The organism is Mesorhizobium sp. J428 (assembly GCF_024699925.1).
GTDB lineage: Bacteria > Pseudomonadota > Alphaproteobacteria > Rhizobiales > Rhizobiaceae > Mesorhizobium_A.
Genome location: NZ_JAJOMX010000005.1, coordinates 76,407 through 97,789, shown reverse-complemented (window position 1 = coordinate 97,789; position 21,383 = coordinate 76,407). Strand labels below are relative to the sequence as shown.

The following is a 21,383-nucleotide window of genomic DNA, read 5'->3' as shown; positions in this document are numbered from 1 at the left end:
CTAAGCCCCAGAGAGAGGCTCTGCCTGAGCTGGATGGCAAAAGGCAAGCGAATGTCCGAAATCGCTCCCCTGTCCGGCCGGCCGTTTGAGGCATATTCGGTTCGCGTCCTAATCGGCGGCCGATATCGGCAAGGGAGATCGGCAACCAATATCGGCAATTGTGCTGACTTGTTGCCTCTAATGCCTTACATTGCAATCCATTGAGGCGCGATAGAGATCGGCAAAGAATGCTTGAAACCCCTGCCCGCATCGAACCGCTGTTTTTTGACGACGCGGTGCCGACCGCTCTGGCCGATCTTGCGATCGAGCTGCAGAAGGCCGCCGATGAACTCGGCCGAGGCCTGCATCCGGAGTCGGCCGACGAATTGGCCGATCTCGTACGAGTCATGAATTCTTACTATTCGAATTTGATCGAAGGCCACAACACCCGACCTCGAGATATCGAGCGCGCACTGGCCGGAGCCGAGATAGATCCTGAACGTCGTCCCCTCGCCCTGGAGGCGAAGGCCCATGTCGAAGTGCAGAGGACGATTGACGGCCTCGGGTTGCGTGGCGAGCTGCCGAGCCCGACTTCGATCGATTTCATCCGTTGGGTTCACCGCGCCTTCTACAACGAGATGCCCGAGGAATTCCGATTCATCGACAAACCTAACGGCACCAAGACCGAGATCGTGCCCGGCGAGTTCCGGTTGTCCGCGGATCATGATGTCGCTGTCGGCCGCCATCTGCCGCCATCGTCTGACAGGGTGGTGGCTTTTATGGAGTATTTTCAGAAGCGGTATGGGATGGCCGAAAAGCGGGCCAGCCTGCGGATCATAGCGATTGCGTCAGCTCATCACCGCCTCAATTACATCCACCCGTTTCCAGACGGCAACGGTCGCGTCAGCCGCCTGATGTCTCACGCCATGGCCCTCAAGGCCGGGATTGGAGGCAACGGCTTGTGGTCGATGTCTCGTGGCCTCGCTCGTGGCCTGAAAGATCGTGGCGAATACAAGCGCATGATGGATCACGCCGACAGTCCCAGACAAGGCGATCGCGATGGACGAGGAAATCTTTCGGAATCGGCACTCAAGGATTTCGTCGAATGGTTCCTTACGGTCGCGCTCGACCAGGTGCGATTCTCTAACGCAATGTTCGACCTCGGACGGCTCGCTGCTCGCTACCGCGCCCTAATAAAAGATGTCGTCGACGACAAACGAGCACCTGATCTGGTGGCGGCCGTATTGCGGCACGGGAGGCTGCCCCGTGGTGAGGCCAATTTCGTGCTGAAGACATCCGAGCGTACGGCAAGGAGCACGCTGTCGGATCTGGTCGAGCGCGGTTTTCTAAAGTCGGACACTCCGAAGGCACCGGTACGCATTGCCTTCCCTCTCGATTTCAGGGAACGGCTGTTTCCTAATCTGTTCACCGATGTTGAACCCAACGTCCCGGAACCGCCCTCACTGTCTTTCAGATGAGTGGGATATCGGCGGTGACACCCAGAACAACCCAAGCCGACCCGACAAAAGAGTAGGAACACTGCCTTCGGTCGCCGAGTATCGACACGGTCGGCGCTATGCCGCTGTGCAAGCTCCTTTGCAGCTGCGGCAGCAATTGCCGGTGACTATGGCCCCTTGGACTGGAATGTGACCTTGGAAGTGACGGGCGTGTAGCCCCGCCGGACCCTTCGCGCGAGCCAGGCCTCGAGCGCTTCGCGTGCTTCAATGGCCGACGCATAGAGGTCAAGTCGTTGTCGGCCGAGCGAGCCGATCCGCCCCCCATGCGCGCATCAGGACCGCATCACCGTACAACGACGGTTCTATAGCACGTATAAAACCTCGCGACGTTGCGGACGCAATCGCGGCGCTCAAGGACAACTTGGAGCTTCGGCTCGACCATGTCTGATTGTCACCGGCTTCCGGTGCCCGCGTCCAATTCATTGGCTGAATCGTTTGGGCGCGAGGGATTCAGGTCGGTGATAGTTGCCTCTGCCGAGAAAGACGATCGATCGGAGGGGATTGAGGTCGTCTACTCGCCGCGTCCGCCGGTCAATGATCTTCGAGTCACCGTGGACGTCGTATAGCCGGCTAAGAGTCGGCTGTTCTCGGGTGAAAGTGAGTCGTCGCAAGGGAGCGGCAGTCGCGCTGACTCACCCAGTTTGACACAATGCACGACTGTGAAACTCCGCAGGGTTCTGCATGGATCAAGCCAGCGGCACGTAGCATTGAATGTTCTCTCGGAATGCCAACCTCGGAGCAAGTAAGCGATTGAAAACGCGATGGAAAGCGTAATTGCCGACGCCGCGGATCCGGACTGTGAGGCTCTGCTGAGTGATCTTATTGGAATGGACCGGGGCATGTCTTAAGGTTTCGTTAACCCAAAATCGCTTGCCAGGGAACGGGAATCGCTCATACTGGCGCTAGATTGGCCGAAAGGTCGAATATGGCGCTATTTTCTCGTTCGGGGGACAAAGCGGAGATGACATTTCTCCCAAGTTTTGAGTTTGACGACAAGATCCTTGCCCAGGGGGCCGAGATCTCGCGCAAGCTCGACCAATTGCGCGTCGAGAAGTTTCCGACGGAGGGACAGAAGACCCTTCGGCGATTTTCGATGGCCGAAGTCGCACACTATCTTGGGATCAGTCCGAACAATCTGAAGCGCCTCCATCTTGAAAAGAAAGGTCCTGAGCCTTTCGTCGGTGCCGGCGGGCGGCGCTTTTACGCGGCCGAGCAGATGACCGAGCTTCGGGACTATCTCGATAAGCACGGGCGATCGGATTCCAAGAAGCCGTGCCCTACCGCAAACTTGGCGAGAAGCTGCAGGTCATTGCGGTCGTCAACTTCAAGGGTGGATCGGGAAAGACCACCACCACTGCGCACCTCGCGCAGCACCTGGCGCTCACCGGTCACAGGGTCCTGACGGTGGATCTCGATCCGCAGGCTTCGCTTTCAGCCCTGCATGGCTTCCAGCCGGAACTTGACAAGAACCCTTCGCTCTACGACGCGATCCGGTACGACAACCCCGCCCCGGCCGAAGATGTCATCCGCAAGACGAACTTCCCCTTGCTCGACATCATCCCGGCAAACCTGGAGCTGCAGGAATATGAGTACGAGACGCCGCTTGCCATGCAGTCTCCGTCTCAGGAAGGAAAGCGGTTCTTCACGAGGGTCGCCCGGGCATTGGATTCGGTCAGTGAGCGCTACGACGTCGTGGTCGTCGATTGCCCTCCGCAGCTTGGCTATCTGACGCTGTCGGCACTGTCGGCCGCCACCTCGGTTCTGATCACCGTCCACCCGCAGATGCTGGACCTGATGTCCATGAGTCAGTTTCTGCTGATGCTGGGCAATATCATGAAGTCCATTAAGAATGCTGGCGCGAAGGTCCAGCTGGACTGGCTGCGTTATCTCATCACTCGATACGAGCCCACGGACATTCCCCAGGCGCAGATGGTCGGCTTCATGCAGTCGATGCTTGCCGAGGAAATCCTGAAAAGCCCGATGCTCAAATCCACGGCGATTTCTGACGCCGGCCTCACCAAGCAGACGCTCTATGAGGTCGAGCGATCGAACTTCAATCGCGATACCTATGATCGGGCGATCGACAGCATGGATGCCGTGAACTTCGAGATTCAGGGACTGATCCACCAGGCATGGGGGCGGTTATAATGTTGACTGCCGTCAAAGCCGCCAAAAAAACCCACGGATTCAAGCGCATAAGCCGCATAAGGGGGTGCTAGTCAAATGGCGCGGAAAAATCCCTTTGCCAGCATCATGGACAACGGCGACGCTCCCGCCGAGCGCCCAGTTGCACGAGACTACACCTTCAAGGGGGCATCACGCTCGCTCATAAGCACGATCGACGAAATGGCGGCCCAGGCAGGCAAGCTGCTCGAGGGTGAGACGATAATCGAGGTTGACCCCGGCCTGGTTGACCAATCTTTCGCCAACGACCGGCTCAACGTCGATCAGGAAGATTACGAGGCCGACTACGCTCAGGTGTTGGAGTCGATCCGCAGTTCCGGCCAGAACTCGCCGGCGCTCCTTCGCCCTCACCCGCAGCGGCCCGGCCGCTACATGCTGGTCTTCGGTCGCCTCCGCTGGCGCGCCGCAAAAGAGCTTGGTCTCAAACTTCGCGCTGTCATCAAGGATATCTCCGAGCGCGATCATGTGATCGCCCAGGGACAGGAAAACAACGCGCGAGCGAACACGTCCTTCATCGAGAAAGCACTGTTTGCCGCCGACATCGTTCAGCGGAAATTCGACGAGGACAACGCCACAGCCCTCGCCGCAATCGGTGTCGATCGGCCGACGCTTTCAAAGATGCTCTCTGTCGCCTCGATGCCCAAGGATCTGCTCGAAGCGATCGGCCGCGCGAAGGCTGTCGGTCGTGATCGCTGGTATGAGCTCAAGCTTCTCCTCGACAAGCCGGGCAATGTCGACACTGCCTTGGCTCTGGCATCGAGTTCCGATTTTCATGGGATGCCAAGCGAAGCGCGGTTCGATGCGATCGTCGCGAAGCTGAAGGCATCCAAGCCGCGCCGCCGTGCCGCGCAGGCGCCATCCAAACGCAGCTGGGCGCCGTCTGATGGGCGTGTCGCCGCGGAGATGGTGGCCAGTGGCAAGAAATTCACCATCGCCCTCAAGGCGAAGGGGACCGACGCAGCAGCGTTTGGTGACTACCTCTCGGAAAATCTCAGCCAATTGTATGAGGCTTTCCGTCTGGAAAAACGAGCAACCACGAACGGAGACTGAGCGCAAAAGAAAAAGGCCCCCGAAACGGCAATTCCGGAAGACCTTCTCTTTAAGTTTGGCGACTGAGAGAATCCCACTTCCGCGAATCATAGTCAAGACCATTCAGGTCGGTTTGAGCGCCGATTCGGCGAGCAGATTTCTTTTGCCTAGCAATAGGTGAAGAAAGATGCAGACGCATATCACAACGACGCCCTTTGGGCGGCGGCCGATGACGCTCGCCATGATGGCCAGTCAGGTCGCAGCGAACGCCTTGCCGGAAGGGGCCAGCGTTCAAAAATGGCACGTCTTCAAATCCATACGCGAAGCCAAGGATCTGGTTGGCGCCACGGATCGCGCGTTGGCGATCCTCAACGCGCTATTGTCCTTCCATCGGGGTATGGAGCTTTCGGCCGAGGGCGAGCTCGTGGTCTGGCCGTCGAACGAGCAGCTCATGGCCCGAGCGAACGGCATGCCGGCGACAACATTGCGGCGTCATCTGGCCGTCCTGGTCGATTGCGGGCTGATCATCCGCCGGGACAGCCCGAACGGCAAACGCTTTGCACGCAAGGGAAGGGGTGGACAGATCGAGCAGGCCTACGGCTTCGATCTGTCGCCGATCATCGCGCGAGCCGAGGAGTTCGCCGAATTGGCGGAGATGGTTCAGGCCGAAAAGCGCGCCCACAAGGCTGCCAGAGAGCGCCTGACCTTGTTGCGCCGGGACATCGTGAAGATGATCGACGCCGGCATAGAGGAGGGCGTTCCTGGCAATTGGGGCAAGAAGATCCGGACCTATCACGAGATCATCGGCCGCCTCCCCCGAACCGCTCCACGGCAACTCCTCGAGGATATCGGCGAGGACCTTGAACTGCTCTGGATTGAAATTCGTGACGTGTTGGAATCTTTCACGGAAACACAGAATCCGGACGCCAATGAGTCCCATTCCGGTCGCCACATACAGAATTCAAATCCAGACTCCATATCTGAATCTGAAAACGGCTTAGGAAATAAAGAAGAAGCGGGCGGCGACGCTGCGGAAAACGACAACCTGCACAGCCTGCCCAAGCGGGAATTGCCTTTGGGGATCGTGCTGGACGCCTGCGGAAACTGGCGCGAGCTGGCCAAGGATGGCGAAATCCGTAACTGGCGGGATTTTCTGGCGGCGGCGGAGGTCGCCCGGCCGATGCTGGGGGTAAGCCCCAGCGCCTGGCGAGAGGCCTGCGAGGCGCTGGGCGAGCGCCAGGCGGCGATCACGCTGGCCGCGATCTATCAGCGCGCCGACCAGATCAACAGTGCCGGCGGCTATTTGCGCAGCCTGACGGACCGGGCCCGCGACGGGAAATTCTCAGCCTGGCCGATGGTGATGGCGCTGTTACGCGCCAAACTCGATGCCGAAAAGACCGCTGCCCAGACCCGTGGCGGGCCGCCGGACGATGGCGACAAGACAGAAGGGCGGCTCGAGGTGTCGGACGCGCTTCTTCGCAGTCTGCGCAGGCCGAAATCGTGATACCGGATGGATCGGTGCGTCCACAAACGGCTGATCGGTGGTACGGCCGCGCGCGTGGGTCGAGCCAAGGGCTCATTCGTCGCCCACGAGACCGTCGTACGCCTCGAGCAGGGCATCGACGATCGCCTGACCAAGCGCCTGAGCCGTCTCGCCCACTTGGGTTTCGTTCCCATTGCGAGCGGCGGTGGCCAGGTCCGAACCCTGATCGGTCAGGATCGCATTGGCCCGATCGATCGCCCATTGTGCGAAATCGTCTCGGCTGTCGACGATCCTGGGTTCCATGACAGCGAACTCCCTCGTTTACGATTTCTTCGCCTATTCCCGGCTACGATCAGGGCGCGCGATAGGTATTGCGTTCGCGCCACTCCAATCCTTGTCTCTCAAGTCTCACTGAGCAAGCCGTTGCGCTTCGCCCGATCAAGAAGGCTCTTGACCGATGACGCGTTCGAGAACTGCCGCATGTTTGTTGATTCCGCCATTCCAACCGGTCGACGTTCAACCAAGAGTCATGCGGTCCACGGATCGAGCAGCTTTAACCCAAAACCTTCGAAATCCTTCCTGTTCCGCGTCGCCAAGGTGAGATCGTGGGCAATCGCGGTGGCCGCGATCAGTCCGTCCATCGATGACAGGCCGCGGCCGCTTCGCTTTGCAAGGCCCATCAGATCGCCCCAGGCCAATGCTACGGGTTCATCGACTGGAAGAACGCGGTGTTCGAAGCGTTGCGGCAAATCCTCTGCAAGCCATTCGGCGAGTGCCTCGCGCTTGCGACCGGGATCCATGAGGGCGACACCGCGCCGGATTTCCGCGATCGAGATAGCGCTGATGAATGACCGGTCCTCGTCGAGGCCGTTCAGCCATTTCAGAACACGCGTATCCGGCGCCGGCTTCGTCACCTCAGACAAGACATTCGTATCGAGCAACAGCCTCACAGCCGCAGATCACGCGGTTCGTCGCGCTGACGCTCGAGATCGAGATCGACGCCGCGCAGCGGCGAATCCATAAGGAACTCCGCAAGCGTGCCCTTGCGCACCGTCTTGCGTTGCCATTCCTCGGCCGAGACAACCACGACGCTTGGCTTGCCGTTCCGCGTGATCGTTTGGGGTGTAGACTGCGCGCGCTCGATGACCTCCGACAGCCGGGCTTTGGCCCCGGCAACGGTCCAGTTGGCATCTTCTTTGGGTGCAGATAGCATCGTTGGTCTCCATGACCACTTTGACTATCGTAACTATATGGGATCGCCGATGTGGCTGCAACAGGAGAGGGGAGGGGGCTTTTAGAGCCCTGACGCCTTGGTGAGATTGACGCGGAAACGATCGCGCCGCCGCTGGTATTTGCGGGTCATTTCGGCCGAGGCGTGGCCAAGCTGTTTCTGCACATAGCGTTCGTCGACCTCGGCTGAGGAGGCAAGGCCGGCGCGCAATGAATGGCCCGCAAAGAGCTTTCCACGTTCTCCTTCCGAAAGATCGCCGAGTACGCCGGCTGCGAGGGCAGCGCGCTTGACAAGGCGGGCCACCTCCTGGTCGTTCAGCCGTTCGGCGCCAACCGTTTTGCCTTGTCCTGTCACCCTTCGGAACAGTGGACCGTGCGCGATGCGACCGAGCTTGAGCCAGGTCTGCAGGGCGACCACCGGGCAGGTGGCGTCGGAAGAGCCGCGTCCGATCTCGACTTCACGCCAGCCTGTCTTGCCGCGCAACGTCACCAGCATGCCCTTGTCCAGGATTTCGATCCAACCGAGTCCGTCTTCGGTTTGGTCGCGGCCGACGTCGAGACCGACGATTTCGGAGCGGCGCAGGCCGCCGGCAAAACCGATAAGCAGCATGGCCCGATCGCGCAGGCCGCGCAGACTGCCGCGATCCAGCGTTTCCAGCATGGCAATCAGATCTTCGGGCAGGATCGCTTCCTTCTGGCGGGGCGGAGCGGCGTGCTTGTTGCGAATGCCGGCCATGACGGTGGCGATGTGCCGGTCTTTTCGGTCGAGCGGCTGGCCGCGCTGGGCAAAATTCCAGGTGAGGGAAGAAAGCCGGCGCTCGATCGTCGACACCGATTTTTTGTCCCCTGATGCTGAGCCTGTTGCACTGCCGGACGCCAGCGCGGTGATGTAGAGCCCGACCACTTGGGGATCGGGCGGCAAGAGGGAAAAACCCTGGCGGCGGCACCAGCTGGCAAAATGCTTCCAGTCGGAGGCGTAGGCGCGCCGCGTATTCGCCGAACTCGCCGCCTCGACATAATCGCGGGCGCGATCGGCCAGCGCGTCGAGATGCGCTGGCAGGCGCGGCTTCGAGACGACCGGAAGGGGGGGGGGTGACGAACGCCCGGAGCCATAGCGGAGGGCCTGCGCATCCGCCGGCGCCTCTTCCGGGACGCGGCCCATTTCCATGACGAGGTCGATAATGTCGGGCAAATCGTCGTCGTCCGCCTCCAGGCCGGCCGACGACCGCGCAGCCAAAACATCGTCCGCCGCCCCTGTGCTGTGGGACGGTCCGGAGGGTCGCGCGACGTGTTTTTCGGGCTTCAGCTCGACGTTTTGGGCTGTCGCTCGCGTTTTATCAACGGACGGCAACTCATTGATCGGGCGCGAATCATATTTGGGTTTCATTGGCGGATTCTAGCCGAATCAGCGGATTTTTCGTAACATTCGAGCGGACGAACTTTACAGCGAGGCCGCTGTGGTTCACGGACCCGACAAGGATACGATCGATGATGCCGCCTGGGATGAGGCGGTTGCAAGGGAGGCCGTGATCCGGAGGCTGGCGTCGCTCGACTGCCCCAGTCGATCAGATTTCTTGCGGGCTTGCCATGAGCTCGGCCTCAAGCGAACCCGCCTTTACGAGCTGATCAGGGCGTATCGTGAGCGTCCGGTCACGAGTTCGCTGCTGCCTCGCCCGGCCGGCACGAGACAAGGCAGCCGCCGGTTGCCGGACGAGACCGAAGCGGTGATCGCAGAAGCGCTCCGGGACTTCTACAGGACGCGCCAGAAGCCGAGCATCAATCGGCTACACAAGGAGATCCGCAGGCTCTGCCGTTCGCGTGGCGTGCGCGCACCATCCTGGCATGCGGTGAAGACGCGGACCGTGGCCGCGGACCCCGCCGAACTGACCAGGGCACGGGAAGGATCGAAGGCGGCACGCGATCGCTTCCGGCCAGTGCCGGGGGAATATACCGCTGAGTTCGCGTTCGACATTGTCCAGATCGACCATACGCTGGTCGATGTCATTGTCGTCGATCGCCAGTATCGTCGGCCGCTGCAGAGGCCGTGGCTGACGCTCGCCATCGACGTCGCAAGCCGCATGGTCGCGGGCTTCTACCTGACGCTCGAGGCGCCGTCGACGGTTTCGGTCGCGCTCGCAATCCAGCACCTCGTGCAGCCGAAAGAGGCATGGCTCGGCGGGCTGGGGATCGATGCGGAGTGGCCGACCTCCGGGTTTCCCGATGCGATCCATGTCGACAACGCCAAGGAATTCCGATCACGCGCCCTGCGGCGCGGCGCTGAGGAATATGGCATTGAACTCATCCACCGTCCGATCGCCACGCCCCACTATGGCGGGCACATCGAACGGCTGATCGGCACCATGATGGGCGCGGTCCATCTTCTGCCGGGCACGACATTCAGCGGCATCGAGGAGCGCGGCGGCTACGATTCCGCCGCCAATGCGACGATGACGATGGATGAACTGGAGCGGTGGATGGCGCTCGAGATCACGCGCTACCACGCCGATCGGCACGGAACGCTTGGGATTCCGCCGCTCGCAGCTTGGCATGAGGCTGCGGCCCTTCGTGACAGGCCCGTGCGTCATCCCCATGATCTTGCAGGTTTCATGGTCGATTTCCTGCCCAGCGTCGATCGGCTGGTGCGGCGTGATGGCATTCACCTGTTCGGTCTTCGCTACTGAGATGACGTGCTGAGCATCTGGGCCGGCCGGCTCGATCGGCCGCTGCGTGTTTCCTACGATCCGCGCGATCTTTCGAGGGTTTTCGTGCGCGCCCCGGACGGGACGCGCTGGCCTATCCGCTTTGCCGATCTGCGCCGCCCGGCGATCACGCTCGGCGAGCATCGTCGCGCCCGGACCGCCCTGCGGGAGCGTGGTCTGGCGCTGGTCGACGAGCAGTTGATCTTCGAGACCATCGAAGCACAGCGCGCGCTGGTCCATGAGGCTACCAGGCGCACAAAGGCGGCGCGTCAACTGGCGGAGAGGCGCGACCGGGCGCTCGCCTCTGAGCCAAATAAATCGCCGGCACGGACCACCACGCCTCCGCAAGCTGTCGAAGACCGCCCGATCGATTGGAGCAAGATCCCGGTCTATGCCGTCGAGGAATGGTCGTGAGAGGGGAGGGGACCTACGATCACCTCGACGAGCGCTACCACCGCCATGCCGCGCTGCCTGATGACGAGCGCATTGCCTGGATCAAGGGCGACCGCTGGATCGGTTTCGACCAGGCGGAAGCCGCACTCGTTCGTCTGAATGCGTTGCTGGCCTATCCGCCGCGTGACCGCATGCCCTGCCTGCTGATCTATGGCGACACCGGCATGGGCAAGACCAAGATCGTCCGCAAATTCGAGCGTGCACACGCGGCCACTTTCAGTCAGTCGACCGGCGTTACGAACAGACCGGTCGTCGTGGCGCAGGTGCCCTCGGAGCCGGTGGAGCGCGACCTTTATCGGGAATTGTTGGCCAGCCTGCAGGCTCCCGCGCTTGTCGGCGGCACACTTGCCCGCGAGAAGGACATCTGCCGCTCGTTGCTGCGCACCGTCGGCGCCAGGATGATCGTGCTCGACGAGGTGAACGGCATGCTGGCGGGGACCTATCGGCAGCAGCGGATTTTTCTGAATGCGCTACGGTTTCTCGCGAACGACCTGAGAGTGCCGCTTGTCTGCGCCGGCACCGATCTGGCGCGCCAGGCCTTGCTCACCGACGCGCAGCTCGCCGAGCGCTTCGAGGCGTTTCACCTAAAACCCTGGAAGAACGACCACGCCTTTGCGCGGCTCTTGAAGAGCCTGGCTGGCATTCTGCCGCTGCGAGCGCCGTCTGATCTCGAAAGCGCCGCGGTTCGTGAACGGATCCACAGGCTCACCAGCGGCGTCACGGCGCGGATTTTCCGGCTGATCGAAACGGCCGCCGAGGAGGCGATCCGGTCGGGAAGGGAACGGCTTGATCGAGACAGTTTCGGGGAGGATCTCGTCCTGCCGCTTGTGTCGATGACGCAATCGGCACGCCGGCGGATGCCGCAGGCGGCAGCCGGGTGATGCGGCCGGGTCGTCTACCGGTCGCGCCGCGACCCTATCGCGACGAATTGCTGTCCTCCTGGATGGCGCGGGTGGCACATCGCTATGGCCTTACAGCACCGGAACTGGCCGGTTATCTCAGTGGCCTGTCGTCACCCGTGCCTATCGACGATGCCGCTCCGGCGGCCGGCCAGACGAGGGTGTGGGCCCGGGCTTGCGGTGTCGACCCTGATCGATTGCGTCGCCTGTCCTTGAGTTGGCGCTACCCGCGCCGCACTCGAGCATGGTACGGGAGCCGGGGACCGGAGTGGACGCCGTCGACAGTGACGGGATCGCCCCCGGTCTGTCTCGCCTGCTTCGCTGCCGATCAATCCGCAGGGCGCGACGGATATTTGCGAGCCGGCTGGATGCTTGCCGAGCGCAGCATCTGCCCAGTTCACGGCCGGCTGCTGCAGGATCGTTGTGTCTCGTGCCACCGGCGTCTTTCCGTGGCCTTCCGCCTGCTCGACGGTCGCGCGCAGCCCGCATGCAGCTATTGCGGCCTGCTTCTGGCCGGTAGGGGAGGGGAGGGCGGTCGGCCGCACGACGTTACCCTTATGAGCAGGGCGCTTGCCGTCCAGCAGCGGATCACCGCAAGCTTAAATGGCGAAAAGCCTGAGCGGGCGCAGTTCGAGAAGGCGCTTGCGATCCTTTGGGCGCCGCTCGATCATCCGGCAGCCGCGCGGCCCGTGCTTGCCCTGTGGTTCAACCAGGCGGGCTGGCGATGTCCCTATGACGTCAGGCATGCCGTCGGCGCCAAAACTCCGCTTGCACAATTGCCAGTGCGCTGGCGCGTCGTCACGCTGCTGGCTCTCGACGATGTTTTCGGCGTCGATCTGCGCGGTGACGGGGAAATGCCGCCTTTTGCTGCCCATCTGGTGCGGCGCGCCGCGTCACGACAGATCCGCCTCTCAAGCTCAAGCCGATGGTCGCACGTCCAGCTGCTGAAGCGCTCGGCGGCAGAGTACGAGCGCCTGGCCCGTCAAATTCTGGCTGATCCGAACTGGATCGCAGCGGAAGAGCTGCCTCGGCGAAAGCGGGAGCGGGTTCGGGCGCGCCTGATCGATGCTGTGCTTCGGGTCGGCTCCGGCTGAGGGCGGAATCCTACGTTAAGGGATTTCTGGTCTGAATTGGATAGCAAGCGAGTGATTTTGAGCGCTTTGTGGTAGTTTTGGCGGCATGGATGACGTTGATATCGATAGAATTGATGATGCGGTTTTGGGGCTGCTGTGGCTGACGGTGCATGACGAGCGGCGAGCCTGGAGGGGGCATGACTGGGATGCGTTGGATCGGTTGCACCGCAAGGGGCTGATTGCCGATCCGGTCAATAAGGCGAAATCTGTCGTTCTGACGGATGAAGGGTTGAAGCGAGCGGAGGAGCTTTTCCAGATCTTGTTCACCTCCCCAAAATAGATTGCCTGCTGCCATTTTTTGGCCATCTGTATTCGCCGGTCAGCAGGATGTGCGCCCATCCAAGCGGCGAGATATGGGAGAGCAATTCTAGCGGTACGGGGAGGCCGGCATTGCTACGTTGCGCGACGGCCTGACCAAGATGCACCGTGTTCCAGTAGATGATGATGGCGGCAAGCAGGTTGAGGGCGGCGAGGCGATAGTGCTGGCCCTCAGTCGTTCGGTCGCGGATTTCGCCTTGCCGGCCGATGCGCAAGGCATTCTTGAGCGCGTGATGCGCCTCGCCCTTGTTGAGGCCGATACGAGCCCGCCGCTGCATGTCGGCATCGAGGATCCATTCTATGATGAAGAGCGTACGCTCAATGCGGCCAACCTCACGAAGGGCGAGCGCGAGATCGTGCTGGCGCGGATAGGATGCGAATTTTCGCAGCAACTGACTCGGCGGCATGATGCCGGCGACCATGGTCGCGGCGCTGCGCAGGATGTCGGGCCAGTTCGAGACGATCAAGTCTTCCCTGACCCTGCCGCCGACCAGGCCGCGCAACTCGCTCGGTGTCCCGGCGGGGTTGAACACATAAAGGCGCTTCGATGGCAAATCCCGGATATGGGGGATGAAGCGGTAGCCGAGGATCGAGGCGGTGGCGAAGACATGATCGGTGAAGCCGCCGGTATCGGCATATTGCTCCCGTACGCGTTGGCCGGCCTCGTTCATGAGCAGTCCGTCGAGAATGTAAGGTGCCTCGCTGACGGTTGCCGGAATGAGCTGGGTTGCGAAAGGGGCAAACTGATCTGACAGGTGCGTATAGGCTTTCAGGCCGGGATCGTTGCCGTATTTGGCGTTGACGAGATTCATCGCCTCGCCCTGTCGGGCGGTCGGGAAGAACTGACCGTCGCTGGAAGCCGAAGTGCCCATTCCCCAGAATTGGGCCATGGGCAAACGCCCCTGGGCCGCGACGACCATGGCGAGAGCCTGGTCGATGGCGTCGCTGTCGACATGCCAGCGCGACAGGCGCGACAATTGCCAGTAGTCATGGGTATTTGAAGCCTCGGCCATCTTTCTCAGTCCGAAGTTGAGGCCTTCGGCAAGCATCACATTCAGCAAACCGATTTTGTCCTGACAGGGTGCGCCGGTGCGAAGATGGGTGAAGGCATCGGCAAACCCCGTCGCCGCTTCAACATCCAGTAGAATGTCGGTTATGCGCACCTCCGGCATACGCCGGTAAAGATCGAGGATCAGCTCGTCGGCATCCTTGGGCGCCACTGCTGTCAGGCGTTCCATGTGCAGGACACCGTCCTCGATGCTGCCGAGCGGAAGGGTCCCGGTTCGGGCAGCTTTCGCCAGGCGTTTCAGCCCGTCCGACATTCTGGCCTTGCGATCGGCAAGCCACGCCTCGGCTTCGAATGGAACCGCCAATCTTGCCGTGGCCTGGGCGGCCGCCATCGGCACCAGTGCCTGTTTGAGATCGGCATAGCGGCGTGAGTGCGCAAGCCAGACATCGCCGGAGCGGAATGCGTCGCGCAAGTGAAACAGGACCGCCACCTCCCACAAACGATTGTCGCCTTCGTCTTGCGTTTTGAGATGCCGGTTCCATTTGGAGGTCGATCGCAAAAAAGCTGTAGGCAGTGACGGTGGATCGCATTTTCCCCTGACCAGGGCAATCGCCTCCATGAGCGGCGTGGCCACGGCGGCCGCCTTGATATCCAGCCTGCGCAGCATACGCGGCGCATAACGCCGGAAGCGATGAAAACCTTGCGTGACATGGGCCAGCGGATCGGCGGCAAGTGTATCGGTGAGTTGCGAGGCAGTGGCGACCAGTTTCTCCAGTTCCGTCCAGCCTGGTGATGTGGCGATCGCCGCTTCCAGGGAGGTGCCGTCGTCTCGCGCTTCGAGCATCACCATGCCGAGACCGGAAAAGGCCCGCAAGGTATCGGTTACGGCGGTCCTGGCATCTGCGGCTCGTCCGTCGCAGAGCCGTTTGGCTTCCTGCCAGGTTTTGCCGACGATTCGATCATGGGTTTCGACAATGGCATCGGCGGTCGCGGCGGCCCATTCCACCGCGCAGACAGCGAGTGTAGCCAGACGCCTGTCTGTGCCAATATCGCGCAAACCATCGGTGAAATACCGCTCACCCTGTCGGCGGAGCCGAGCAACCCGGTGTGGCGGAACACCGGCCAGCACCTGTGGGTCGAGAGCGAGGTTTTGCAGGAATTCGAGCCTGTCGAGCAAACGATTGGCCATGGCCGAATTGTCGCCGGTCTCGATTTTGCGCAACCAGATGAAGCGGCTGATGTTGCCCTCGACCATTTCCGTCAGCAGCGCGTTGAGCTGGTCACGCATGGGTTGATCAAGACGCTCGGCAATCCTCATCTCGATCCGGCGCTCGGCTTCCACCAGAGCATCGGCGCACAACCGCTCGATCGTCGTGATTGCCGGAAGAATGATCTGGGTTTGGCGGCATCGTTCGACAAACCGGCGCACGAGGTCCTCGTTTGAACGCGCGTCTTCGGCTTGAGTGGCAAGCCAGTCCCGCAGTTCCTGGGCGCCACGACCGGCAAAGCTCCTGTAGCTGTAGATCGTACGCAACGCGGCCAGATGCTCATGGCGTGTTTCCTCCCGCGCCGCGTATTCGGCCAGGTCCCCGACGCTCAGCCCAAGCTGCGCTGCCAGAAACCGGGACAGCTCTTGCGGGATAAGCTCTCCAGGGGACAGCAGCCGACCGGGATAGCGCAGGGCACACAGTTGCAGGGCAAAGCCGAAACGATTGCGCGCTCGGCGTCGCTCCCGAATATGGGTGAGATCGTCATCGGACAAAATGTAGTGCCGCAACAGTGACGCTTCGTCCGTCGGCAGATCAAAGAGTGCGGAGCGCTGTCGCTCGGTCAGAATTTGGCGTCGAGGCATAAACAATCGTCCCTCTTGAACATTAGTCTGTTTTGGACAAAAATCGGACCAGCAAAATCAACGGCTTGCAAGGGCAAAATCCAAAGGGGTTCTATTGGGACAGCGCGCCGCCATCTACTGCCGCGTTTCGACCGCCGACCAGTCCTGTGAGCGGCAGGTCGATGAACTGACCGCGTTCGCGGAGCGCGGCGACTATGAAGTCCTCGGCGTCTTCAAGGAAACCGCCTCCGGAGCATCGGCAAACCGGACTGCCCGCAACCGGATCATCGATCTGGCCCAGGCCAGGCAAATCGATGCCGTCCTCGTGACGGAACTGTCGCGTTGGGGCCGTTCCACACAAGACCTGCTGAACACACTCGACAAACTGGCCGGCTGGAAGGTCTCGGTTGTCGCCATGAGCGGCATGACCTTCGAACTCGACACACCGCACGGCCGCATGATGGCGACCCTGCTCGCCGGCATCGCTCAGTTCGAGCGCGATCTTCTGAGCGAGCGCGTGAAATCAGGCCTGGCCGCAGCAAAGGCACGCGGTAAGAAACTCGGCCGACAATCTGGACAACGTCCTAAATCCGATCGGCTCGCACCGAAGGTCATTGCGTTGAGCGCCGAAGGTCGCAGCTACCGATGGATCGCTCGCGATCTCGGCATCAGCAAGAATACCGTCGCGGAGATCGTCAAGCGCCGCAAGTCTTCTGAGGCTCCACAGGTGGAGACCGCATTATGACCAAGCCAGTAAGACTGCCTCAGCCCGATCCGTATCGCAAGGCGCGCTTCAGGGAAATTGCCCGGGAAATCGTTGCGAAAGACCGCTACAATCGAAAATACGGTCTGTCCGTCGATACGGCGGGCGCAATCGCCAATGCGCTTGAGAGGGCCTACCGGGAAGGCATCAACGGCGGCGAAAACAGGCCCGCTCCCATAATCGAATATCCAGACAACGGGCCAATGGATTGGGCGTTGATACCGCCACGTCCAAGAAACGCGTTCTGGAGCATCTGCCTGTTCACGCTTTCGCGCGGCGACAGGCCCGCCCGAGGCGGACGCCTTGTCCCTGCCATCACCGAACGCGGAACATCGGGATGGATGCTTGTCGTGCCCGGGCACACCTATGAAAAGCAATTCGGTGACAAGACGGTCGCACCGCTCGTACGTCTTGGCCTGCTTGAGGCTGATGACGATGATCCTGCACACCGGGTCGTCTCGAAACGTGGCGAGGAAACCTGGAGCCAATTCGTCCAGAGAGGCGGTCAGTTCCCGGAAGACCTGACCAATCTCTAGCCCTATTCAGAAAGCTATTCCATGTCACAAGAAAACCATCGGATCGCCGCCGCCATCGATCTGCGAATGCGACAACTGGAAAAGCAGGGCATTCAAGGAGCGGCGGTCGTCCATCATATGCTTGGCTATATGCAGGGTCTTCAGCAGATTTACGACACGGCTTCGGACAAGGTGCTGTCGAACCTGTGTCAGCGCTATCCGGGCTTCTATCGCTATGCGGATATGATGGAGTCCATGTCCGAGAGAAATCAGCAAATGATCGAGGCGGGAACGCACCCCTACCGCGATCTGCCTGAACTTCCCGAGAAGCTGAAGCGGAGCTTGGCTGCATTGATGGCCAGTGCGGCCGATCTCGAACGTGCCTTCCAGTCTGCCGTGGATTGCGGTGACTTCGCCCGTCACGTCGACCAACTCGACAGCCTGAAACGGCAATGGGGCGCGGATTTGCAGCGCCTGGTCGAGTTGTTTCGCTCTTCAGACGTTGCTCCCCAAAGCCAACTCATCGTGCAAAGCGCCCTCAAAGCCATGGCTGAGCGAATTAATCGGCTCGGGTGAGCAATTGGTGAGCAATCTGGTCCCTGAAGCCGCCGCTAAACGTAGGACATTGATAAAACCCTTAACGTAGGATTCCGCCCTCAGCCGGAGCCGACCCCTGCTTGCCGAAAACGCGGCGGCGGCGCCCGGGGTGAGACTGCCACCCCAGCCGCGCTGCGATGCGCAGGCGATTCAGATATCGTGAGACTACGTGCCGTGTTGCGCAGTCTCACGAATTCCGATTCAGCCAGTCTCACAATCATGCTCGGGGAATCTCACTATGGCGCGCGAGATTTCGATCGCAGGCACGATTGACGCGAATTTTGGCATTCTGCTCGACGAGTGAGGCCATCCCGGGTCGGGGTCCGGGAATTGGCCGCAAACCCGGTTCGCTCAATGAACGCGAATTCTCGTCGATCTGACGCCTAAAGGAGGCCGTCCGGCGATGAAAAGCGAGCCACAGAGGCCATTTTCCAAGGGTTTCACAGAACGAATGATAATGCAAGATTATCATTCCTTTTCGTCACGCGACAGGTGCGGCGCATTTAGTGCAAGTCGATTGCCAAAAGCGCCGTCGTGATTCATCCTCTTTGTTATGATTCTGCGATCCAAATCTCTTTCCCGCCACCCAGGTTCGCTCCTTGGAGCGACAACTGCCCCATCGGCGGTCCTCGTCCCGACATGGCTGCGGCGCGCCGTCCCCGATGCGCAAAGCCTTGCCGGAAACGGGGTAGGGCTAAATGCCCTTGAGGATCTCGCGCTCGCCGCCGGCGCTGCCATCGGCGCGCTCGATACGGTGGTCCGCCGGCAGGAAAAATGGGCCGGCGCTTGGCGGCAGCGGCTGGCGCTTGCGGCGGCCGCGGTAACAGCGCGGCAGGCGGGGCGTGTCGAGGATGAAAATGCGCTGCGCGACGCCGTGCTGCTCACACGCCCGGGCGATTTTTTGTCCGTCGGCCCCGCCGGATCGATGCTGCTTGCCTGGCGCCGGCTGGCCAGCTCGCCTGCGGAGAAGATGCTGACGGAGAAAAACCTCGCCGCTGTCTTGGAACAGTTCGGCTACGCCCCGGATGACGAGGTGGTCGGTGAACTGGCATATGATCTTCGACAGCTTTCCGCGAGCATCGGAATGGTCGCAACGCTGACCGGCACATTCATGGCCGCCGAACGCCACGGCTTTGGGCGCGTTCTGGGAGCCTGGCTCGCCGACGCCCTGCTGGCGCAACGGTTGGGTTGGACACATACGGTACCGCTGCTGGGCGCCGAGGCGACGTTGGGCACAAGCGCTCGCCCGCGTCGATCGACAACCATCTCTGCGGCCACAAGCACTGAGACACATCCTGAGCGTGCCAAAAGTCTGCTTGCCGCGCAGGCGCGCGCTGCGCTGCGCGCCATTGACCTTTCCGCCGAGCTCGAGCGCCGCGCGGATCGGCTGCTCGGCGTCGCGCCGAAACTCAGGGCCAAGGCGGCGGACGCTGTCGTCGACAAGCTCCTGTCCGACGACGCGATCGTCGCATCCGAAAAGATCGCCGGCATGAGCGACCGTGGGCTGCGCCGGCTGTTCGACCGGCTGGTCGAACTCGGCGCCGTGCGCGAGCTGTCCGGCCGATCGACCTTCCGTATCTACGGGCTGTGACGACAATGGCAGAGAGTGCACGTAGGAGAAGGGGAGGACCGCAAGGAGGCGACAGCCGGCCAAATGACCATTTGTTTGATCGCGAACTGGATCACCTGCCGCCGGAGGCGCGCTGGCGCGAATGGATGCATCGCGTCGAGGCAACCATTTTTGCCGCCAGTGAGCCGGTCGGCCGCGAGACGCTGGCGAAGATCGTCGGCAAAAGCTGCAGCATTGATCTGCTGATCGACGATATTCGAGAGGAGTTGCGTGGTCGGCCCTATGACCTGGTCGCCGTCGCCGGCGGCTGGAAGCACCTGACGCGACCAGCCTATGCCGATGCCATCCATGCGGCGGTCGGCGGCGGTGAGACAAAAACCAACCTGACGCAGTCCGACGTGCTGGTGCTGATGTGCATCGCCTACTTCCAGCCGATCACGCGCGGAGAACTGTCTTCGTTTTTCGGCAAGGAAGTTTCGCGCGACCTGATCGGCCATTTGCGCGGCGCGAAGCTGATCGCTTCGGGCCCGCGTAGCCCGTCGCCGGGCGCGCCATACACCTACGTCACGACCAAAGAATTTCTGTTGGAGTTCGGCCTCGACACGCTGCGCGACCTGCCGGATTTCGAGGCCCTAGAGGATGCCGGGTTGTTGTCTAAGGAGAAACTGCTGGCCGGCGACATTCCCAGTGGGCTTGCGAGTGGGTGGGGCGACAGGGAAGCGGAAGAACTGGAGAGCGCCGCGGTTGAGGACCAAAGGTGTTGAACGGGCCATCGCCGTATCGCACGGGGTTCAAGCGACCGAAGTCTGTGTATGGTGGCCTCGTAGTTAGGCGCTGGAAGTGGACCGACACATCGTAACGAGATGAACCGCGCCGGGTTTTCCGGAGGCCGTTTCGTTTGAGTCACGCGGCCATGGCTGGTTCTACCAGCATGGCGTAGTAGCGTTCCTCGGCTTCCGCCGGCGGGATGTTGCCGATGGGCTCCAGCAGCCGGCGATTGTTGAACCAGTCCACCCATTCCAACGTCGCGAACTCGACTGCCTCGAATGAGCGCCATGGTCCGCGTCGGTGGATCACCTCGGCCTTGTAGAGACCGTTGATGGTTTCGGCGAGAGCGTTGTCATAGCTGTCGCCGACGCTGCCGACCGACGGCTCGACGCCGGCTTCCGCCAGGCGCTCGGTGTATCGAATGCTGACGTATTGGCTGCCTCTATCACTATGGTGCACGAGCCCACCGCGATGGATTGGCCGCCGATCGTGGAGAGCCTGTTCCAGAGCGTCCAGGACGAAGCTCGCATGCGCCGTCCGGCTCACCCGCCAGCCGACGATCCTTCTCGCATAAGTGTCGATGACAAAGGCGACATAGACGAAGCCGGTCCAGGTCGCGACGTAGGTGAAGTCGGAGACCCACAGCATGTTCGGTGCCGGGGCATGGAACTGGCGATTGACGTGATCGAGCGGACAAGGTGCGGCCTTGTCGCTCACCGTGGTGCGGAGCGGCTTGCCGCGGATGATGCCTTCGAGACCCATGGCCTTCATCAGGCGGGCAACCGTGCAGCGGGCAACATCGAAGCCCTCGCGCTGCAACTGGCGCCAGACCTTGCGAACGCCGTAGACGCGGAAGTTAGCCTCGAACACGCGGCGAACCTCATCCTTCAAGGCTGCATCCCGTCTTGCCCGAACCGACAGCCGGGAGGGATCGACGCGCTTGGCGACACGGTCATGGTAGGTCGACGGGGCAATCGGCAGCACCTTGCAGATCGGCTCGACCCCATGCGCCCCACGATGATCGTCGATGAACGCGATCATGGCCTGAACCGGCGGTCGAGCTCCGCCTGGGCAAAATACGCGCTCGCCTTGCGCAGGATCTCGTTGGCTTGCCGAAGCTCGCGGTTCTCGCGTTCCAGAGCCTTGAGCTTCGTCGCCACATCCGTAGGCACACCGGCGCGAACGCCGCTATCGCGCTCGGCCTTCTTCACCCACTCATGCAACGTCTGCGCCGTGCAGCCGATCTTGGCGGCGATCGACGACACCGCCGCCCACCGCGAGGTGTGCTCGCCTTCGTGATCCAGAACCAGCCGCACCGCGCGGGCACGGACCTCGGGAGAAAACCTGTTCGTTGTCTTGCTTGTCATGGCTCCACCTTCTCAAGGATTGGAGCCTCCGATCAACCC

19 protein-coding genes, 2 pseudogenes and 1 other annotated feature are annotated in these 21,383 nt (G+C 61.5%); of the genes and pseudogenes, 15 read left to right on the top strand and 6 right to left on the bottom strand.

The window, feature by feature from the left end; all coding sequences use genetic code 11:
- The first annotated feature begins 227 nt into the window (after positions 1–227).
- The 4 genes and pseudogenes from LRS09_RS29340 (at position 228) to repC (ending at position 6,213) form a co-directional block, all read left to right on the top strand.
- Entirely contained in the window at positions 228–1,457 is a 1,230-nt protein-coding gene (locus LRS09_RS29340; protein WP_257810739.1) for a Fic family protein, read from the top strand.
- A 1,000-nt stretch (positions 1,458–2,457) separates the two neighbouring features.
- A pseudogene (gene repA / locus LRS09_RS29335) lies at positions 2,458–3,644 on the top strand (plasmid partitioning protein RepA).
- Between the two features lie 75 nt (positions 3,645–3,719).
- Entirely contained in the window at positions 3,720–4,730 is a 1,011-nt protein-coding gene (gene repB, locus LRS09_RS29330; protein WP_257810737.1) for a plasmid partitioning protein RepB, read from the top strand.
- A gap of 166 nt (positions 4,731–4,896) precedes the next feature.
- Entirely contained in the window at positions 4,897–6,213 is a 1,317-nt protein-coding gene (repC, locus tag LRS09_RS29325) for a plasmid replication protein RepC (RefSeq protein WP_257810735.1), read from the top strand.
- Positions 6,214–6,285: 72 nt separating this feature from the next.
- Here the strand turns inward: repC and LRS09_RS29320 are convergent, their stop codons facing one another.
- The 4 genes from LRS09_RS29320 to LRS09_RS29305 all read right to left on the bottom strand — a co-directional run bounded on the left by LRS09_RS29320 (position 6,286) and on the right by LRS09_RS29305 (position 8,584).
- The gene (locus LRS09_RS29320; RefSeq protein WP_257810733.1) at positions 6,286–6,495 is read right to left on the bottom strand and encodes a hypothetical protein; all 210 of its coding nucleotides are present in this window, start codon (positions 6,493–6,495) and stop codon (positions 6,286–6,288) included.
- Between the two features lie 224 nt (positions 6,496–6,719).
- Complete coding sequence (locus tag LRS09_RS29315; protein ID WP_257810732.1) at positions 6,720–7,142, bottom strand: type II toxin-antitoxin system VapC family toxin; 423 nt, start codon at positions 7,140–7,142, stop codon at positions 6,720–6,722.
- A complete protein-coding gene (locus tag LRS09_RS29310) occupies positions 7,139–7,405 on the bottom strand; it encodes a type II toxin-antitoxin system Phd/YefM family antitoxin (RefSeq protein ID WP_257810731.1) in 267 nt (88 codons plus the stop codon). The genes LRS09_RS29315 and LRS09_RS29310 overlap by 4 nt, the downstream gene beginning before the upstream one ends.
- An 81-nt stretch (positions 7,406–7,486) precedes the next feature.
- Positions 7,487–8,584, bottom strand: a complete 1,098-nt coding sequence (locus LRS09_RS29305; protein WP_374684964.1) for a site-specific integrase — start codon at positions 8,582–8,584, stop codon at positions 7,487–7,489.
- 541 nt (positions 8,585–9,125) lie between these two features.
- Here LRS09_RS29305 and LRS09_RS29300 point away from each other — a divergent pair.
- The 6 genes and pseudogenes from LRS09_RS29300 (at position 9,126) to LRS09_RS29280 (ending at position 12,886) form a co-directional block, all read left to right on the top strand.
- A complete protein-coding gene (locus tag LRS09_RS29300; RefSeq protein WP_257810730.1) occupies positions 9,126–10,103 on the top strand; it encodes a transposase family protein in 978 nt (325 codons plus the stop codon).
- 6 nt (positions 10,104–10,109) lie between these two features.
- Positions 10,110–10,535 (top strand): Mu transposase C-terminal domain-containing protein, encoded by a 426-nt coding sequence (locus tag LRS09_RS29295; RefSeq protein WP_257810729.1) that lies wholly within the window; start codon positions 10,110–10,112, stop codon positions 10,533–10,535.
- The gene (locus LRS09_RS29290) at positions 10,532–11,455 is read left to right on the top strand and encodes a TniB family NTP-binding protein (protein ID WP_257810728.1); all 924 of its coding nucleotides are present in this window, start codon (positions 10,532–10,534) and stop codon (positions 11,453–11,455) included. Before LRS09_RS29295 ends, LRS09_RS29290 begins: the two co-directional genes overlap by 4 nt.
- A pseudogene (locus tag LRS09_RS30545) lies at positions 11,455–11,826 on the top strand (TniQ family protein); the annotation flags it as partial. The gene LRS09_RS29290 and the pseudogene LRS09_RS30545, both read left to right, overlap by 1 nt.
- Positions 11,827–11,841: 15 nt before the next feature.
- Positions 11,842–12,567: a hypothetical protein gene (locus LRS09_RS29285; RefSeq protein WP_257810727.1), complete on the top strand. Its 726-nt coding sequence runs from the start codon at positions 11,842–11,844 to the stop codon at positions 12,565–12,567.
- 85 nt (positions 12,568–12,652) lie between these two features.
- The gene (locus LRS09_RS29280; RefSeq protein WP_203197002.1) at positions 12,653–12,886 is read left to right on the top strand and encodes a DUF6429 family protein; all 234 of its coding nucleotides are present in this window, start codon (positions 12,653–12,655) and stop codon (positions 12,884–12,886) included.
- Here the strand turns inward: LRS09_RS29280 and LRS09_RS29275 are convergent.
- The gene (locus LRS09_RS29275) at positions 12,870–15,785 is read right to left on the bottom strand and encodes a Tn3 family transposase (RefSeq protein WP_203197003.1); all 2,916 of its coding nucleotides are present in this window, start codon (positions 15,783–15,785) and stop codon (positions 12,870–12,872) included. The two genes, LRS09_RS29280 and LRS09_RS29275, sit on opposite strands and share 17 nt — an antisense overlap.
- Before the next feature lie 94 nt (positions 15,786–15,879).
- On the opposite strand from LRS09_RS29275, the gene LRS09_RS29270 reads away from it, so the two are divergent.
- The 5 genes from LRS09_RS29270 (at position 15,880) to LRS09_RS29250 (ending at position 19,973) form a co-directional block, all read left to right on the top strand.
- Complete coding sequence (locus LRS09_RS29270) at positions 15,880–16,509, top strand: recombinase family protein (RefSeq protein WP_203197004.1); 630 nt, start codon at positions 15,880–15,882, stop codon at positions 16,507–16,509.
- Positions 16,506–17,063, top strand: a complete 558-nt coding sequence (locus tag LRS09_RS29265) for a hypothetical protein (protein ID WP_257810726.1) — start codon at positions 16,506–16,508, stop codon at positions 17,061–17,063. Before LRS09_RS29270 ends, LRS09_RS29265 begins: the two co-directional genes overlap by 4 nt.
- Before the next feature lie 21 nt (positions 17,064–17,084).
- On the top strand, positions 17,085–17,618 hold the full coding sequence (locus tag LRS09_RS29260; RefSeq protein ID WP_203195501.1) for a hypothetical protein: 534 nt from the start codon (positions 17,085–17,087) through the stop codon (positions 17,616–17,618).
- 574 nt (positions 17,619–18,192) lie between these two features.
- A complete protein-coding gene (locus tag LRS09_RS29255; RefSeq protein ID WP_257810725.1) occupies positions 18,193–19,230 on the top strand; it encodes a DUF1403 family protein in 1,038 nt (345 codons plus the stop codon).
- 5 nt (positions 19,231–19,235) lie between these two features.
- On the top strand, positions 19,236–19,973 hold the full coding sequence (locus tag LRS09_RS29250; protein ID WP_257810723.1) for an SMC-Scp complex subunit ScpB: 738 nt from the start codon (positions 19,236–19,238) through the stop codon (positions 19,971–19,973).
- A 139-nt stretch (positions 19,974–20,112) separates the two neighbouring features.
- On the opposite strand, the gene LRS09_RS29245 is transcribed toward LRS09_RS29250, so the two are convergent.
- Positions 20,113–21,344 (bottom strand): IS3 family transposase gene (locus tag LRS09_RS29245; protein ID WP_257804818.1). Its coding sequence is split into 2 segments (ribosomal slippage): positions 20,113–21,053 and positions 21,053–21,344, totalling 1,233 coding nucleotides; the frame shifts between segments, so codons are not numbered across the junction.
- Positions 20,944–21,060 (bottom strand) — a sequence feature (AL1L pseudoknot). (Overlaps the previous gene by 117 nt.)
- Positions 21,345–21,383: the final 39 nt, after the last annotated feature.